The organism is Ancylobacter sp. TW_SC_1 (assembly GCF_056836805.1).
Window position 1 is genome coordinate 4,693,239 of the sequence record NZ_CM166365.1, and the last position, 15,111, is coordinate 4,708,349.

11 protein-coding genes and 1 riboswitch are annotated in these 15,111 nt (G+C 67.8%); of the genes, 8 read left to right on the forward strand and 3 right to left on the reverse strand.

From position 1 onward, the window contains the following. The first annotated feature begins 51 nt into the window (after positions 1-51). Positions 52-993, forward strand: a complete 942-nt coding sequence (gene choX, locus AC1PZ7_RS22245) for a choline ABC transporter substrate-binding protein (RefSeq protein ID WP_482357355.1) — start codon at positions 52-54, stop codon at positions 991-993. A gap of 6 nt (positions 994-999) precedes the next feature. Here the strand turns inward: choX and AC1PZ7_RS22250 are convergent, their stop codons facing one another. After that, the gene (locus AC1PZ7_RS22250; protein WP_482357356.1) at positions 1,000-1,965 is read right to left on the reverse strand and encodes a GlxA family transcriptional regulator; all 966 of its coding nucleotides are present in this window, start codon (positions 1,963-1,965) and stop codon (positions 1,000-1,002) included. 90 nt (positions 1,966-2,055) lie between these two features. On the opposite strand from AC1PZ7_RS22250, the gene bcoG reads away from it, so the two are divergent. From bcoG to zigA, 7 genes are all read left to right on the forward strand, one after another. Next, positions 2,056-2,958 (forward strand): 3-dehydrocarnitine:acetyl-CoA trimethylamine transferase BcoG, encoded by a 903-nt coding sequence (gene bcoG / locus AC1PZ7_RS22255; protein ID WP_482357357.1) that lies wholly within the window; start codon positions 2,056-2,058, stop codon positions 2,956-2,958. A 10-nt stretch (positions 2,959-2,968) separates the two neighbouring features. Then, positions 2,969-4,489 (forward strand): carnitine 3-dehydrogenase, encoded by a 1,521-nt coding sequence (locus AC1PZ7_RS22260; protein ID WP_482357358.1) that lies wholly within the window; start codon positions 2,969-2,971, stop codon positions 4,487-4,489. Between the two features lie 168 nt (positions 4,490-4,657). Further along, a complete protein-coding gene (locus tag AC1PZ7_RS22265; RefSeq protein ID WP_482357359.1) occupies positions 4,658-5,371 on the forward strand; it encodes a polyamine aminopropyltransferase in 714 nt (237 codons plus the stop codon). Positions 5,372-5,431: 60 nt separating this feature from the next. Next, positions 5,432-6,127, forward strand: a complete 696-nt coding sequence (locus AC1PZ7_RS22270) for a DUF2161 domain-containing phosphodiesterase (RefSeq protein ID WP_482359703.1) — start codon at positions 5,432-5,434, stop codon at positions 6,125-6,127. A 111-nt stretch (positions 6,128-6,238) separates the two neighbouring features. Further along, a riboswitch (cobalamin riboswitch) is annotated at positions 6,239-6,483 on the forward strand. A gap of 111 nt (positions 6,484-6,594) precedes the next feature. Then, positions 6,595-8,949 (forward strand): 5-methyltetrahydropteroyltriglutamate--homocysteine S-methyltransferase, encoded by a 2,355-nt coding sequence (gene metE, locus AC1PZ7_RS22275; RefSeq protein ID WP_482357360.1) that lies wholly within the window; start codon positions 6,595-6,597, stop codon positions 8,947-8,949. Next, positions 8,946-9,701, forward strand: a complete 756-nt coding sequence (locus tag AC1PZ7_RS22280; protein WP_482357361.1) for an acyl-CoA thioesterase — start codon at positions 8,946-8,948, stop codon at positions 9,699-9,701. The genes metE and AC1PZ7_RS22280 overlap by 4 nt, the downstream gene beginning before the upstream one ends. Positions 9,702-9,811: 110 nt before the next feature. Then, complete coding sequence (gene zigA / locus AC1PZ7_RS22285) at positions 9,812-11,026, forward strand: zinc metallochaperone GTPase ZigA (RefSeq protein ID WP_482357362.1); 1,215 nt, start codon at positions 9,812-9,814, stop codon at positions 11,024-11,026. 40 nt (positions 11,027-11,066) lie between these two features. Here zigA and AC1PZ7_RS22290 read toward each other — a convergent pair whose 3' ends face one another. Both AC1PZ7_RS22290 and AC1PZ7_RS22295 read right to left on the reverse strand, forming a co-directional pair. Then, the gene (locus AC1PZ7_RS22290) at positions 11,067-12,188 is read right to left on the reverse strand and encodes a ribonucleotide-diphosphate reductase subunit beta (RefSeq protein ID WP_482359704.1); all 1,122 of its coding nucleotides are present in this window, start codon (positions 12,186-12,188) and stop codon (positions 11,067-11,069) included. Between the two features lie 23 nt (positions 12,189-12,211). Continuing rightward, positions 12,212-15,082 (reverse strand): ribonucleoside-diphosphate reductase subunit alpha, encoded by a 2,871-nt coding sequence (locus tag AC1PZ7_RS22295; protein ID WP_482357363.1) that lies wholly within the window; start codon positions 15,080-15,082, stop codon positions 12,212-12,214. Between the last annotated feature and the right edge of the window lie 29 nt (positions 15,083-15,111).

Sequence of the window (15,111 nt, forward strand, 5' to 3'; positions counted from 1 at the left end):
TCGGTGCGGTGCCGGTCTCAGCGGCATGATCGCCAACACGAGGGAACAGCAATGATTTCGCGCATTCTCGTTGCCTGCGTCACCTTATCGACGCTCATGTCCTCCTCCGCCTTCGCCACCGACCCGGCCTCCTGCGCCAAGCCGCGCTTCTCGGATGTCGGCTGGACCGACATCACCGCGACCACAGCGCTCGCAAGCGAGGTCCTCAAGACCCTAGGCTACAAGCCGGACGTCGCCGTCCTGTCGGTCGCCATCACCTTCAAATCGCTGGAGAATGGCGACCGCGACATCTTCCTCGGCAATTGGATGCCGCTCCAGGAGCCGATGCAGGCACCGCTGGTGAAGGCCGGCAAGGTCGAGGTCGCCGCGACCAATCTTACCGGCGCGCGCATCGGCTTCGCCACCTCCAAGGACGCCTATGACGCCGGCCTGAAGACCTATGCCGACATCGCCGGCTTCAAGGACAAGCTCGACGGCAAGATCTACGGCATCGAAGCCGGCAGCGGCGCCAACGGCACCATTTCCAAGATGATCGCCGACAACACGTTCGGCCTCGGCGGCTTCTCGCTGGTCGAGTCCAGCGAGCAGGGCATGCTGGCGCAGGTGACGCAGAAAATCCGGCAGAAGCAGCCGGTGGTGTTCTTCGGCTGGCGGCCGCACCCGATGAACGTCAACATGCCGATCGCCTATCTCGAAAAGGGCAACGACGTCTTCGGCCCCAATGATGGCGGCGCCACGGTCGTCACCCTGACGCGGCCGGGCTACTCCAAGGAGTGCCCGAATGTCGGCCGCCTGCTGGCCAATCTCGTCTTCGACGTCGAGATGGAGGATCGCCTGATGAGCGACATCCTCGACAAGGGCATGCAGCCCGAGGCGGCGGTGCGCGCCTGGATGAAGGCGAATCCGGCGGCGCTCGATCGCTGGCTCGACGGCGTGACAACGCTCGACGGCAAGCCCGGCATTGCCGCCGCCAAGACCGGCCTCGGCCTCTAGCTGCGTCTAGAGCCGCGCCCGCCGGGCGGCCGAGGGCGGCACGCCGAACTGGCGCCGGAAGGCACGCGAAAGCGACGCGATGGCGGAGAAGCCGGTCCGCTCGGCGATATCGGCGATCGGCAGATTGGTGTCGAGCACAAGGCGTCGCGCTGCGTTCAACCGCAGCGTGACGTAATACGCGCCCGGAGTGGCGTCGACGGTTTTCAGGAACAGCGTTTCGAGCCCGCGTGTCGACACCCCGACCCGGCGGGCAATGACGGCGATCGTCAGCGGCCGATCGATATGCGTCTCCATGATGCGGATGGCTTCCGCCACGCGCGGCTCGTGCTGGCGGATGCGGCCGAGCGAGACGATGGGCTGCACGTCCGATCCGGTCCGCACCTCCTCGTAGATATAGAGGCTGGCGACGTCGAGCGCGGCGGAATAGCCGTTGCGCGTGCGGATCAGCGACAGCATGCAGTCGAGCGCCGGCGTCGCGCCGCCCGTGGTGAACACCGGCTCGTCCACGACGAAGCGGTCGGGATGCACGTCCACATGCGGGAAGCGCGCGGCGAAATCCTCCAGATCCTCCCAGTGCGTCGTGGCACGGCGACCGTCGAGCAGGCCGGCGAACCCCATGAGCCACGAGCCGGACTCGATCCCACCGACCGCGGCCGAGCGCTTCGCGCCGGCACGCAGCGACCTCAGGATCTTCGGGGTCGCATGGCGCATCGCATCGAAGGCGGCGATCACGATCAGCGCATCCTGCCGCTCCGCCGGATCGAAGGCACCGTCGACAGGTATGGGCAGACCGCAGCTGGCAACCGGCATCGCCCCGTCGATCGACACCAGCTTCCAGCGATAGGCCGGACGCCCGAGCACGCGATTGGCGCCGCGCATCGGGTCGAGCGTCGCCGCCAGCGAGAGCAGCGACAGCCCGGAGAACAACAGCAGCGTGACGTCCAGCGGCTCGTCGGAATGGGCAAAGATCATGGCTTCGCAGAATGCTAAATGGTTTACGCAAATAGTTGCGTCACGGTTGCGCTTTCACGTCAAGCTGGACGCCTCAGTTTGGAGGTCGAAATGCCCTTGTCGATGAATCGCGACGTCTTCATCACCTGCGCCGTCACCGGTGCCGGCGACACGGTGGGGCGGTCGCCGCATGTGCCGGTGACGCCGCAGCAGATCGCCGATTCCGCCATCGACGCGGCGAAGGCGGGCGCGGCGGTGGTGCACTGCCATGTGCGCGATCCCGAAACCGGCGCCGCCTCGCGCCGGCGCGACCTGTTCCGCGAGGTAACCGACCGCATCCGCTCCGCCGAGATCGACGTCGTGCTGAACCTGACCGCCGGCATGGGCGGGGACCTTGTCTTCGGCAGCGTCGAGGCGCCGTTTCCGTTGAACGAGAAGGGCACCGACATGGCCGGCGCCACCGAGCGCGTCGCCCATGTCGCCGAATGCCTGCCGGAGATCTGCACGCTCGATTGCGGCACGATGAACTTCAACCTCGGCGACTATGTCATGACCAACACGCCCGCCATGCTGCGCGAGATGGCGCGGCAAATGACGGCGCTCGGCGTGCGGCCGGAAATCGAGGCCTTCGACACCGGGCATCTGTGGTTCGCCAAGCAGCTCGTCGAGGAAGGGCTGATCGAGGACCCGGTGCTGATTCAGCTCTGCATGGGCATTCCCTGGGGCGCGCCGGACGACCTCAACACCTATCTGGCGATGGTCAACAATGTGCCGGCGGGCTGGACCTTCTCCGCCTTCTCCATCGGCCGCAACGCGCTCGCCTATCCCGCGGCGGCGGTACTGGCCGGCGGCAATGTGCGCGTCGGGCTGGAGGACAATCTCTATGCCGGCAAGGGCCAGCTCGCCACCAACGCCCAGCTGGTCGAGAAGGCGGCGACCGTGGTGACGCACATGGGCGCGCGGATCATCGGCCCGGCCGAGGTGCGCGAGAAGCTGAAGCTGGTGAAGCGCTGAGGTGACGACGATGCACGCCCCGAATCTCGCTCCCATCTCCCGCGCCGCCTGCATCGGCGGCGGCGTCATCGGCGGCGGCTGGATCGCCCGCTTCCTGCTCGCCGGCATCGACGTGAAGGTGTTCGATCCGCACCCGGAGGCCGAGCGCATCGTTTCCGAGGTGCTGGCCAATGCCGAGCGGGCCTATGGCCTGCTCACCGGCGCGCCGCTGCCGCCGCGTGGCCGGCTCGCCTTCTGCGCCAGCATCAACGAGGCGGTGGCGGACGCGCAATGGGTGCAGGAGAGCGTGCCGGAGCGGCTCGACCTCAAGCGCCGCGTACTCGCCGAGATCGACGCCGCCTGCCCGCCGGATGCGCTCATCGGCTCGTCGACCTCCGGCCTCAAGCCTTCTGACCTTCAGTCGGAGCTGACGCACCCCGAACGTCTCTTCGTCGCCCACCCCTACAATCCGGTCTATCTGCTGCCCCTTGTCGAGATCGTCGGCGGCGCGCGAACGACGCCGGATACCATTGGGCGCGCGAAGGACGTGCTCGAGGCGATCGGCATGAAGGGCGTCGTCATCGCCCGCGAGATCGAGGCGTTCGTCGGCGACCGGCTGCTGGAGGCGCTGTGGCGCGAGGCGCTGTGGCTGATCAAGGACGACATCTGCGACGTCGAGACGCTCGACGACGTGATTCGCTATTCCTTCGGCCTGCGCTGGGCGCAGATGGGCCTGTTCCAGACCTACCGCATCGCCGGCGGCGAGGCCGGCATGCGCCATTTCCTCGCCCAGTTCGGCCCGTGCCTGCAATGGCCGTGGAGCAAGCTGACGGACGTGGTCGACCTCGACGACGCCCTCGTCGAGAAGATCGGCGCCCAGTCCGACGCTCAGGCGCCCGGCCTGTCGATCCGGGAACTCGAGCGTATCCGCGACGAAAACCTCGTCGGCATCGTGCAGGCGCTGAAGGCCGGGCGCGGTGGCGAGGGTTGGGGTGCCGGCAAGCTGCTGGCCGATTTCGAGCACCGGCTGCTGGCCCGAGCCGAGCCGCCGGGCTCGGCCGACGTCGCCGCGCCGCTGCCGCTCGTCGAGGCCCGCGTGTCGCCGGCCTGGATCGACTATAACGGCCACATGACCGAGCATCGCTATTTGCAGGTCTTCGGCGACACCACGGACGCGCTGCTGCGCCTCATCGGCGTCGATCTCGCCTATGTCGAGGGCGGCCACAGCTATTACACGGTGGAGACGCATCTGCGGCATCTCGACGAGGCGCGGCTCGGCGAGGAGCTGAGAGTGACCTGCCAGATACTGGCCACGGACGACAAGCGCATCCACGTCTTCCACCGGCTTTTCGCCGGTGCGCAGGGGCGCGAGATCGCCACCGCCGAGCAGATGCTGCTGCATGTCGACAGCAAGGCGGGACGTGCCGTTCCGGCACCCGCCGACGTGCTGGCGCGGCTGCGGCCGATCGCCGACGCGCATGCGCGGCTCGAAAGCCCGCCGGGCACCGGCCGGGCGGTCGGCAAGAAGCGTGCGGCGCCGACGGCGGCCTGACCCCGGCAGGAGACTCCCGGCGCCCTGCCGGGCAGTCTCCGTCGCTCGCCGAAGCGGTCTCACTTCACCGCCGCCTCCGTCGACCTTAATGTGCCCGCGCGAACATCTCTTGTTCTGCCCCCATGAAGGGCGATACGCGACGCACATCATCGTCCGACGGGTTAGCGCATGATTCCCTGGTCCCTGCTCGACACCGCGAAAGTGCCCGACGGATTCGGCGATCTCCGCCTGATGAGGCGGGGCGACGAATTCTCCATCATGTCGGGCGCCACGGAGCTGATGAACAGCCGCCTCAGCGGATCGGAGAAGGCACTCGCCACGCTGGTCTGCGAACGGCTCGGACAGCGCCCCAAGCCGCGGCTGCTCATCGGCGGGCTCGGCATGGGCTTCACGCTGCGCGCGGCGCTGGCCCAGCTCGGGCCGGACGCAGACATCGTCGTCGCCGAGCTAGTGCCGGCCGTCGTCGCCTGGGCGCGCGGACCGATGGCGGGGATTTTCGGAACCAGCCTGAGCGACCCGCGCGTCAGCCTTTACGAGGGCGATGTCGGCGAACCGATACGCGCCGGCCGGGCCACCTATGACGCGATCCTGCTGGATGTCGACAACGGCCCGGGCGGGCTGACCCGCGCGGCCAATGACGGTCTCTACGATCCGCGCGGACTGCTCGCCGCCCGGGTCGCCCTGCGCCCCGGCGGCCTGCTCGCGGTGTGGTCGTCGGCGCCTGACCGCGATTTCACCCTGCGCCTTCGCCGGGCCGGGTTCCGCGTGGAGGAAGTGCGGGTACGGGCGAACGGCAAGGGGCGTGGCGCGCGGCATGTCATCTGGATCGCCACCCGGCTCGCCGATGACGCCGGCCCGCCGCCGGCGCGCACGCGGAACTGATCGCGCCCCGCCCCTGCCATCCGGGCTCCTTCAGGCGAGCCGACCCGTGGAGAACCTATCCTGGAGACGTCGCTTTACCTGCCGGTCAAACGGTTCATCGAGGGCCTCGGCTTCACCGTCAAAGGCGAAATCGGCGGCTGCGACCTGCTTGCGCTCTCGGCCGACAACACGCCGATCGTCGTCATCGGCGAGATGAAGCTCAGCTTCAATCTGGAGCTGGTCCTTCAAGCCGTCGATCGTGCCGGCGCCTGCGACGAGGTATGGCTGGCGGCACGCGCCTCGCTGCGCGGGGGCGGCCGAGAGAGCGATACGCGCTTCCGCAATCTCTGCCGCCGACTGGGTTTCGGCATGCTCACGGTCTCGCAGGCCGGCGAGGTGACGATCCTCGTCAGCCCGGTCTCGCCCATGCCGCGCAAGGACCCGCGCCGCCGATCGAGGCTGGTGGAGGAGCATAAGCGGCGGTTCGGCGACCCGGCGGTGGGCGGCAGTTCGCGCGTGCCGCTGATGACCGCGTACCGCCAGCAGGCGCTCGCCTGCGCCGCCGCCATGGCCTCGGGTCCCAAGCGCCCGCGCGACCTGCGCGCCGTCGCACCGGATGCGGGAAAGATCCTGCTCGGCAACGTCTATGGCTGGTTCGTCCGCGCCGAGCGCGGCGTCTACGCCCTCACCGAAGCTGGGCACGAGGCGCTGCGACGCTGGCCGCAAGGACGGCCGGACACCGCTGCCGGACCCGAAGGCGTGGCGGTGGATTCCTGACCGGCCGGAACGCGCGAGGCGCGGTCCTTCCCTATCCGGCCTCATCGCCCAATAGAACATTACAATATAAACATGTCTTTATATCTTGCTTGACAGCACGGACCTTCCGGCACATTTTCATCGTGTCGAGGTTCTTCGGCGTCTTTCGTATGGGCGCCGGAGCTAAGAGGGAATCCGGTGAGCCATTGCCCCTCCAGGGCGGGTGATGCCGGAGCTGCCCCCGCAACTGTGAGCGGCGAGTCTTCGTCCATTCAGCGTCACTGAGACGGCACGTCACTGAGGCGTCACGTCTCGGGAAGGCCGGACGAAGACGGCGACCCGCGAGCCAGGAGACCTGCCCCGGCAACATAATCGTCCCTGGGCGGGGTGTCCCGGTGGTGCGTTCGCGCGTCCGCCGGTGCCTCGCGCCGGTGGGTGCGCCTGCGTCCGCTCGGCCTTTGCCCCCAATTCTGATTGGGGTTAGCCGAATGAACTTCCCTTATTCCGCCGGCTCGGTGCCGGTTTCCACCCTCGGCACGCCGCGCATCGGTCCGCGCCGCGAGCTGAAGACCGCACTGGAAAGCTACTGGTCCGGCAAGAGCGACGCGCAGGCGCTGCTCGACGCCGCCGCGCGCCTGCGTGTCGCCAACTGGGCGCGGCAGAAGGCGCTCGGCGTCACCAACATCCCGTCCAACGACTTCTCGCTCTACGACCATGTGCTCGATACCGCCGTGATGGTCGGTGCGATCCCGGACGCCTATGGCTGGGGCGGCGGGCCGGTATCGCTCGACACCTATTTCGCCATGGCGCGCGGCAGCGAGGGCGACGCCCACGCGGCCTGCGGACACTCCCACGGCTCCGGTGTCCCGGCGCTGGAGATGACCAAGTGGTTCGACACCAATTACCACTACATGGTGCCGGAATTCGCGCGCGGACAGCGCTTCACCCTCGCCTCGACCAAGCCCATCGACGAGTATCGCGAAGCTAGGGCGCTCGGCTATGAGACGCGCCCGGTACTGCTCGGCCCCGTCACCTTCCTCAAGCTCGGCAAGGCGAAGGAGCCGGGCCTCGATCCGCTCACGCTGATCGGCGAGTTGCTCCCCGTCTATGTCGAGCTGCTGCGCCGGCTTTCCGCCAACGGCGCGGAATGGGTGCAGATCGACGAACCCTGCCTCGTGCTCGATCTGGACGAGGCGACGCGCGCGGCGCTGCGCGAGGCCTATGGCTTTTTCGCCCACGCTCTGCCGAAGCTGAAGATCATGCTCACCAGCTACTTCGGCCGGCTCGGCGACAATCGCGACACCGCCCTGTCGCTGCCCGTTGCCGGGCTGCATCTCGATCTCGTGCGCGGAGCCGACCAGCTGCGCGAGGTGTCGGAGAAGGCACGGCCCGGCCTGGTGCTCTCGCTCGGCGTCATCGACGGACGCAATGTCTGGCGCGCCGACCTACCGAAGCTGCTCGACGCGCTGGAGCCGTTCGTGCGCAAGCGCGGTACCGATCACATCGAGATTGCCCCCTCCTGCTCGCTGCTGCATGTGCCGATCGACCTCGCGCAGGAGACGCAGCTCGACCCGGATGTGAAGAGTTGGCTGGCCTTCGCCGTGCAGAAGATGGAGGAACTGTCGACGCTCGCCACCGCCCTTGCCGGCGGGCGCGAAGTAGTGCTCGGCAAGCTGATGGAATCGGGCGCCGCAGCTTATGCGCGCCAAGCCTCGCCCAAGGTGCACAACGCCGCCGTGGCCACACGGCTGGCCGCGGTCACGCCCGCGCAGGCGCGCCGCGTCAGCCCGTTCGCCGCGCGCGCCGACGTGCAGCGCAAGCGCCTCGGCCTGCCGCCCTACCCGACCACGACGATCGGCTCCTTCCCGCAGACGAGCGAGGTGCGCAAGGCGCGGGCCGCCCATGGCAAGGGGGAGCTGAGCGACGACGCCTATGACGTCTTCCTCAGGCAGGAGACGGCAAAGACGATCCGCTGGCAGGAGGAGATCGGCCTCGACGTGCTCGTCCATGGCGAGTTCGAACGCAACGACATGGTGCAGTATTTCGGCGAGAAACTGTCCGGCTTCGCCTTCACCCGGCATGGCTGGGTGCAGAGCTACGGCTCGCGCTATGTCCGCCCGCCGATCCTGTTCGGCGACGTCTCCCGCCCCGAGCCGATGACCGTGGAATGGTGGCGCTATGCGCAGGGCTGCACCGACCGGCCGCTCAAGGGCATGCTCACCGGTCCCGTCACCATCCTCAACTGGTCCTTCGTGCGCGACGACCTGCCCCGCAGCACGGTCTGCCGGCAGATTGCCCTCGCCATCCGCGACGAGGTGCAGGACCTGGAGGCGGCCGGCGCGGCGATGATCCAGATCGACGAGGCGGCGATCCGCGAGGGGCTACCGCTGCGCCGCGCCGCGTGGGACGCCTATCTCGACTGGGCGGTGGAGAGCTTCCGCCTCTGTGCCTCGGGGGTGAGGGACGCGACGCAGATCCACACCCATATGTGCTACTCGGAGTTCAACGACATCATCGCCGCCATCGCCGCGATGGACGCGGACGTCATCTCCATCGAGACTTCGCGCTCGAAGATGGAGCTGCTCGACGCCTTCGTGTCCTACCGCTACCCCAACGAGATCGGCCCCGGCGTCTACGACATCCACTCGCCCCGCGTGCCGCCGGTCGAGGAGATGGCCGATCTGCTGGTCAGGGCGACGCAGCGCCTGGCGCCGGAGCAGATCTGGGTCAATCCCGATTGCGGGCTGAAGACGCGCAGGTGGGAAGAGGTGCGCCCTGCCCTCGCGAACATGGTCGCGGCGGCGCATCGCCTGCGTGAAAAGCTCGCGCAGGCTGCCGAATGAGCGGCGAGACAAGCCAGGGAGTGACGCGTCTCGTCGACATCGTCTTCCCCGGCGCCACCAACCATCACGGCACCCTGTTCGGGGGTGCCGGCCTCGCCCATATGGACCGTGTCGCCTTCATCGCGGCGGCCCGGCACGCTCGATGCGACGTCGTCACCGCCTCCTGTGAGCGCATCGACTTCGTCGCGCCGGCGCATCTGGGCGAGATCGTCGAGCTGACCGGGCGGGTGATGCGGGTCGGGCGGCGCTCGCTCGGCGTCGAGGTCGAGATGATCGCGGAAGCTGCGCTGACCGGCGAGCGGCGGCGCTGCACATGCGGTGTCTTCAACATGGTAGCCGTCGGCACGCCGGGCGCCTTGCCGCAGCGTCCCGCGCAGGACCTGCCGGGCGAGGGCGGGTTGCGCATGGCGGATCTCGTGATGCCGGAGCAGACCAACCATTACGGCAGCCTCTATGGCGGCAGCGCGCTCGCCATGATGGCCAAGGCCGCCTTCGTGGTGGCGACGCGGCACGCGCGCCGGGCGGTGGTGATGGCCTCCTCGCGGCGCGTCGACTTCGTGAGCCCGCTCCGCCCCGGCGAGGTGGCCGAGGTCGACGCCTGGCGCGCCGAGACCGGCCGCAGCTCGATGACCGTCGAGGCCCGGCTGTGGTCGGAAGACATCGCCACCGGCGCGCGCCGGCTCTGCGGCACCGGCGCCTTCGTCATGGTGGCGGTCGATCCGGACCATCGGCCGGTCGCCATCGCGCGCTGAACAGGGGAAGGGGCTCCGCCCGGACGCCCCTTCCTCACGCCGGACTTGATCCGGCAGGCCGCACCGTGCAAATGATATATTGTATCATTTAACGAATGGAGCGCGCACAGATGTCCGACACACGCCTTCCGGCAACGGTGCTTTCCGGCTTTCTCGGTGCGGGCAAGACCACCCTGCTCAACCATGTGCTGGCCAATCGCGAGGGGTTGCGCGTGGCGGTGATCGTCAACGATATGTCGGAGGTGAACATCGACGCCGAGCTGGTCCGCTCGGGCGGGGCGAACCTCTCGCAGACCGAGGAAAAGCTGGTCGAAATGACCAATGGCTGCATCTGCTGCACCCTGCGCGACGACCTCCTCGCCGAGGTCAAGCGCCTCGCCGGCGAAGGGCGCTTCGACTACCTGCTGATCGAATCCACCGGCATCGCCGAGCCGCTGCCCGTCGCCGCCACTTTCGAGTTCCGCGACGAGGACGGCTTCTCGCTGTCGGACGTCGCCCGGCTCGATACCATGGTGACGGTGGTGGATGCCGCGAACCTCTTGAAGGATTTCGGTTCCCGCGACTTCCTGCGCGACCGTGGCGAGGTGGCCGGCGAGGAGGACAGCCGCACGCTGGTCGACCTGCTCACCGACCAGATCGAGTTCGCTGATGTCGTCGTGCTCAACAAGGTCTCCGACGTCGCGCCCGCCCGCCGCAACGACGTGCGCGCAGTCGTGAAGGCGCTCAACCCCGACGCGCTGATCATCGAGGCCGACCACGCCAATGTGCCGCTGAAGGACATTCTCGGCACCGGCCGCTTCGATTTCGAGGCCGCCCATGAACATCCGACCTGGTTCAAGGAGCTGAACGGCTTCAAGGACCATGTGCCGGAAACCGAGGAATACGGCGTCTCCAGCTTCGTCTACCGCGCCCGCCGTCCGTTCCATCCCGAGAGATTCAACGCCTTTCTGGCCAAGACCTGGCCCGGCCTCGTCCGTGCCAAGGGGCTGTTCTGGCTGGCCACCCGCCCGCGCCGGGTCGGGGAGATGTCGCTGGCCGGCGCCATCTGCCGCACCGGCTCCATCGGCCAGTGGTGGGCGGCGATCCCGACCGAGCACTGGCCGACGCAGCCGGACTGGCGGAGCTGGCTACGCCAGCACTGGACGCCGGGCTATGGTGACCGCCGGCAGGAACTCGTCTTCATCGGTGTGAACATGGACGAGGCGGCGATCCGCGCCGCGCTCGACGCCTGCCTCGTCGGCCCGCTCAAGCCGACCCTGTTCGATCCCGCGCCGTTCCGGCACCTGCCCGACCCGTTCCCGCAATGGGAGCACGTGCCGGCGTGAGGTGAGGGCCGGCGGCGCCGAGGCGCCGCCGGCCGCGCACTCAGTCCCACGCCAGCGCGCCGCCGTTCTGGTACTCGATGACGCGGGTCTCGAAGAAGTTCTTCTCCTTCTTGAGGTCCATCGCCTCGCTCATCCAGGGGAAAGGATTCTCGGCCTCGGCGAAGACAGGGGCGAGCCCGAGCTGGGCGCAGCGGCGGTTGGCGATGACGTGCATGTATTGCTCGCACAGCGCCGCGTTCAGCCCGAGGAAGCCGCGCGGCATGGTGTCCCGCCCATAGGCGGCTTCCAGCTCGGCAGCATCCTTCAGCATGGAGCGTACCTCGTCCTGGAAGGCGGGCGTCCACAGATGCGGATTCTCCGCCTTGATCTGGTTGATCACGTCGATGCCGAAATTCAGGTGGATGCTCTCGTCGCGCAGGATGTACTGGTACTGCTCGGCGATGCCGACCATCTTGTTGCGCCGGCCGAGCGACAGGATCTGCGCGAAGCCGGTGTAGAACCACATACCCTCGAACACGACGTAGAAGGCGACGAGGTCGCGCAGGAACTGCTGGTCCGCCTCCGGTGTGCCGGTGGCGAAGGCGGGATCGTCGAGGCTCTGCGTGTGCTTCAGCGCCCACGCCGCCTTGTCGGTGATCGAGGGCACCTCGCGGTACATGTTGAACAGTTCGCCCTCGTCGAGGCCGAGGCTTTCGACGATGTACTGGAAGGTGTGGGTGTGAACCGCCTCCTCGAAGGCCTGGCGTAGCAGGTACTGCCGGCATTCCGGATTGGTGAGGTGGCGGTAGATCGCCAGCACGATGTTGTTGGCCACCAGCGATTCCGAGGCGGCGAAGAAGCCGAGATTGCGCTTGATCATGCGCCGCTCGTCTTCAGTGAGCCCGTCGCGCGACTTCCACAGCGCGATGTCGGCCTGCATGGAGACCTCGGTCGGCATCCAGTGATTGTTGCAGCCGGAGAGGTATTTCTCCCACGCCCATTTGTACTTGAGCGGCAGAAGCTGGTTCACGTCGGCGCGGGCATTGATCATCCGCTTCGCGTCCACCGTGACGCGCGCGGCGCCGCGCTCGATGGCGCCGAGGCCGGTCGCGTCGACGGCGGGCGGGGCGAAGGCGGGATGGATCGGGGCAGGGGCGGGCTTGGTGTCGGACCAGTCGAGCATGGTCATGTCTCCTTCGTTTCCGCTCACTGGCAGGCTTCGCAGTCGGGATCGTCGATGGCGCAGGTCGGACCGAAGGCGGTCTCCGGCAGGTTGATGGGGGCAGCCGCGAAAACGGCCGACACCGCATTGAGCTTGCCGTCGGTGCCCTTCAGCGTCGATTTCTCGACATGGGTCGCCGAGCGCGAGCGCAGATAATAGGTGGTCTTCAGGCCGCGCTTCCACGCCAGCCGATAGGTCTCGTCGAGCCTGCGGCCCGAGGGGTTGGCGACATAGAGGTTGAGCGACTGCGCCTGGTCGATCCATTTCTGCCGGCGCGCCGCCGCCTCGATCAGCCAGGACGGCTCGATCTCGAAGGCCGTGGCGTAGAGCGCCTTGAGGTCGTCCGGGATGCGGTCGATGGAGCCGACGCTGCCGTCGTAATATTTGAGGTCGGAAACCATCACCTCGTCCCACAGGCCACGCGCCTTCAGGTCGCGCACCAGTGCGGCGTTCACCACGGTGAAGTCGCCGGACATGTTCGATTTGACGAAGAGGTTCTGGTAGGCCGGCTCGATCGACTGCGACACGCCGCAGATGTTGGAGATCGTCGCCGTCGGCGCGATGGCCATGGTGTTGGAGTTGCGCAGACCTGTGGTCGTCACCCGCGCACGCAGGGCCTCCCAGTCGAGCGTTGCGGAACGGTCGAGGTCGAGCCCGCCGCGCGCGGCGCTCAGCAATTCGAGGCTATCGATGGGAAGGACACCCTTCGACCACAGCGAGCCCTCGAAGGAGGGATAGCGCCCGCGCTCGGCGGCGAGGTCGCAGGAGGCGGAAATCGCGTGGAAGCTCACCGCCTCCATGCTCTCGTCGGCGAAGCGCACGGCATCTTCCGAGGCATAGGGGATGCGCAGCGCCTGCAGTGCGTCCTGGAAGCCCATGATGCCGAGCCCGACCGGACGGTGGCGCAGATTCGAGCGCCGCGCCTCGGGAATGGTGTAGAAATTGATGTCGATGACGTTGTCGAGCATGCGCATCGCCGTCGTCACCGTGCACGCGAGCCGCTTCTGGTCGAGCCCGTCCGCCGTGACATGGGCGAGAAGATTCACCGAGCCGAGATTGCACACCGCCACCTCGTCGGCGCTCGTGTTCAGCGTGATCTCGGTGCACAGGTTGGACGAGTGCACCACGCCGGCATGCTGCTGCGGCGAGCGGATGTTGCAGGGATCCTTGAAGGTGATCCATGGGTGTCCCGTCTCGAACAGCAGGGTCAGCATGCGCCGCCACAGGTCGACCGCACGCAGCTGCTTCGACACCTTCATCTCGCCGCGCGCGGCCTTCGCCTCATAGGTCTCATAGGCCGCCTTGAAGGCGGAACCGGTGAGATCGTGCAGATCCGGCGCCTCGTCCGGCGAGAACAGCGTCCACGGCCCGTCGGCCTCGACCCGCTGCAGGAACAGGTCCGGCACCCAGTTGGCGGTGTTCATGTCGTGGGTGCGCCGGCGGTCGTCGCCGGTGTTCTTTCGGAGGTCGAGGAATTCCTCGATGTCGACGTGCCAGGTCTCGAGATAGGCGCAGACCGCGCCCTTGCGCTTGCCGCCCTGGTTCACCGCGATGGCGGTGTCGTTGGCCACCTTCAGGAACGGCACCACGCCCTGGCTCTCGCCATTGGTGCCCTTGATGTGGGCGCCGAGGCCGCGGACCCGCGTCCAGTCATTGCCGAGGCCGCCGGAATATTTGGCCAGCAGGGCATTGTCCTTGATCGATTTGAAGATGCCGTCGAGGTCGTCCGGCACGGTGGTCAGGAAGCAGGAGGAGAGCTGCGGGCGCAGCGTGCCGGCATTGAACAGGGTCGGCGTCGAAGCCATGAAGTCGAAGGAGGACAGCAGACGGTAGAACTCGATCGCCCGCGCCTCGCGGTCGACCTCGCGCAGGGCGAGCCCCATGGCGACGCGCATGAAGAAGGCCTGCGGCAGCTCGAAGCGGGTGCCGCGCGCGTGCAGGAAATAGCGGTCATAGAGCGTCTGCAGGCCGAGATAGTCGAACAGCAGGTCGCGCTCGGGAAGCAGCGCCGCTGCCAGCCGGTCGAGGTCGAAGCGGCCGAGCTCCGGGTCGATCAGTTCCTCGGCGATGCCCCGCGTCACATAGGCGCGGAAATAGTCGGGATAGCGCTCGCCCATCTCTCCTTGCGTCGCCTGCGCCGGTCTGCCGTCTATGAAGCTGAGCGCCTCGCGGCGCAGATTGTCACCCAGCAGCCGGGCGGAAACCTTGGCGTAGTTCGGCTCACGCTCGATCAACGTGCGCGCCGCGAGGATCGGCGCCAGCGCCAGTTCGTCGACGCTGATGCCGTCATAGAGGTTGCGGCGGGTCTCGCTCAGGATCGCCTCGGGCGACACGTCGGCGAGCCCGTCGGTCGCCTCGCGCACCACCGCCTCCAGCCGGGCGGCGTCGAGCGGCGCCCGCGCGCCATCCGCCGTCGTCATGGAGAGCGATGGCGTCTGCAGGGGCGCGACCTCCGCCGCCGCCCTCTCCCGCGCCCGCTCCTCGCGATAGAGCACATAGGCGCGCGCCACCTTGTGGTGTTCGCTGCGCATCAAAGCGAGTTCCACCTGGTCCTGTATGTCCTCAATGTGGAAGGTTCGCCCGGCATCCGCCCGGCGCGTCAGTCCGGCGACGATCTGCTCCGTCAGGCCCGCCACGACGTCGTGGACGCGGCGCGAGGCGGCCGCGCTCGATCCCTCCACGGCAAGAAACGCCTTGGTCAAGGCCACGGCGATCTTCGAGGCGTCGAAAGGGGTCACGCCGCCATTGCGGCGGATGACCTGATAGCCGGGCGTCGCGGGATCGGCGGACGCCGATGGCGCATGCGACGCGGGAACCCGGACCACCGGGCGTTCGGTTTCGAGACTGGGAGACATCGGCTGCAAACCCCGTTGCATGGGGAAGG

Coding starts and splice junctions, on each gene's coding strand:
- zigA (WP_482357362.1), top strand. CDS start 9,812: ATGTCCGACACACGCCTTCCGGCAACGGTGCTTTCCGGCTTTCTCGGT.
- AC1PZ7_RS22280 (WP_482357361.1), top strand. CDS start 8,946: ATGAGCGGCGAGACAAGCCAGGGAGTGACGCGTCTCGTCGACATCGTC.
- AC1PZ7_RS22290 (WP_482359704.1), bottom strand. CDS start 12,188: ATGCTCGACTGGTCCGACACCAAGCCCGCCCCTGCCCCGATCCATCCC.
- AC1PZ7_RS22295 (WP_482357363.1), bottom strand. CDS start 15,082: ATGTCTCCCAGTCTCGAAACCGAACGCCCGGTGGTCCGGGTTCCCGCG.
- choX (WP_482357355.1), top strand. CDS start 52: ATGATTTCGCGCATTCTCGTTGCCTGCGTCACCTTATCGACGCTCATG.
- metE (WP_482357360.1), top strand. CDS start 6,595: ATGAACTTCCCTTATTCCGCCGGCTCGGTGCCGGTTTCCACCCTCGGC.
- AC1PZ7_RS22260 (WP_482357358.1), top strand. CDS start 2,969: ATGCACGCCCCGAATCTCGCTCCCATCTCCCGCGCCGCCTGCATCGGC.
- bcoG (WP_482357357.1), top strand. CDS start 2,056: ATGCCCTTGTCGATGAATCGCGACGTCTTCATCACCTGCGCCGTCACC.
- AC1PZ7_RS22265 (WP_482357359.1), top strand. CDS start 4,658: ATGATTCCCTGGTCCCTGCTCGACACCGCGAAAGTGCCCGACGGATTC.
- AC1PZ7_RS22250 (WP_482357356.1), bottom strand. CDS start 1,965: ATGATCTTTGCCCATTCCGACGAGCCGCTGGACGTCACGCTGCTGTTG.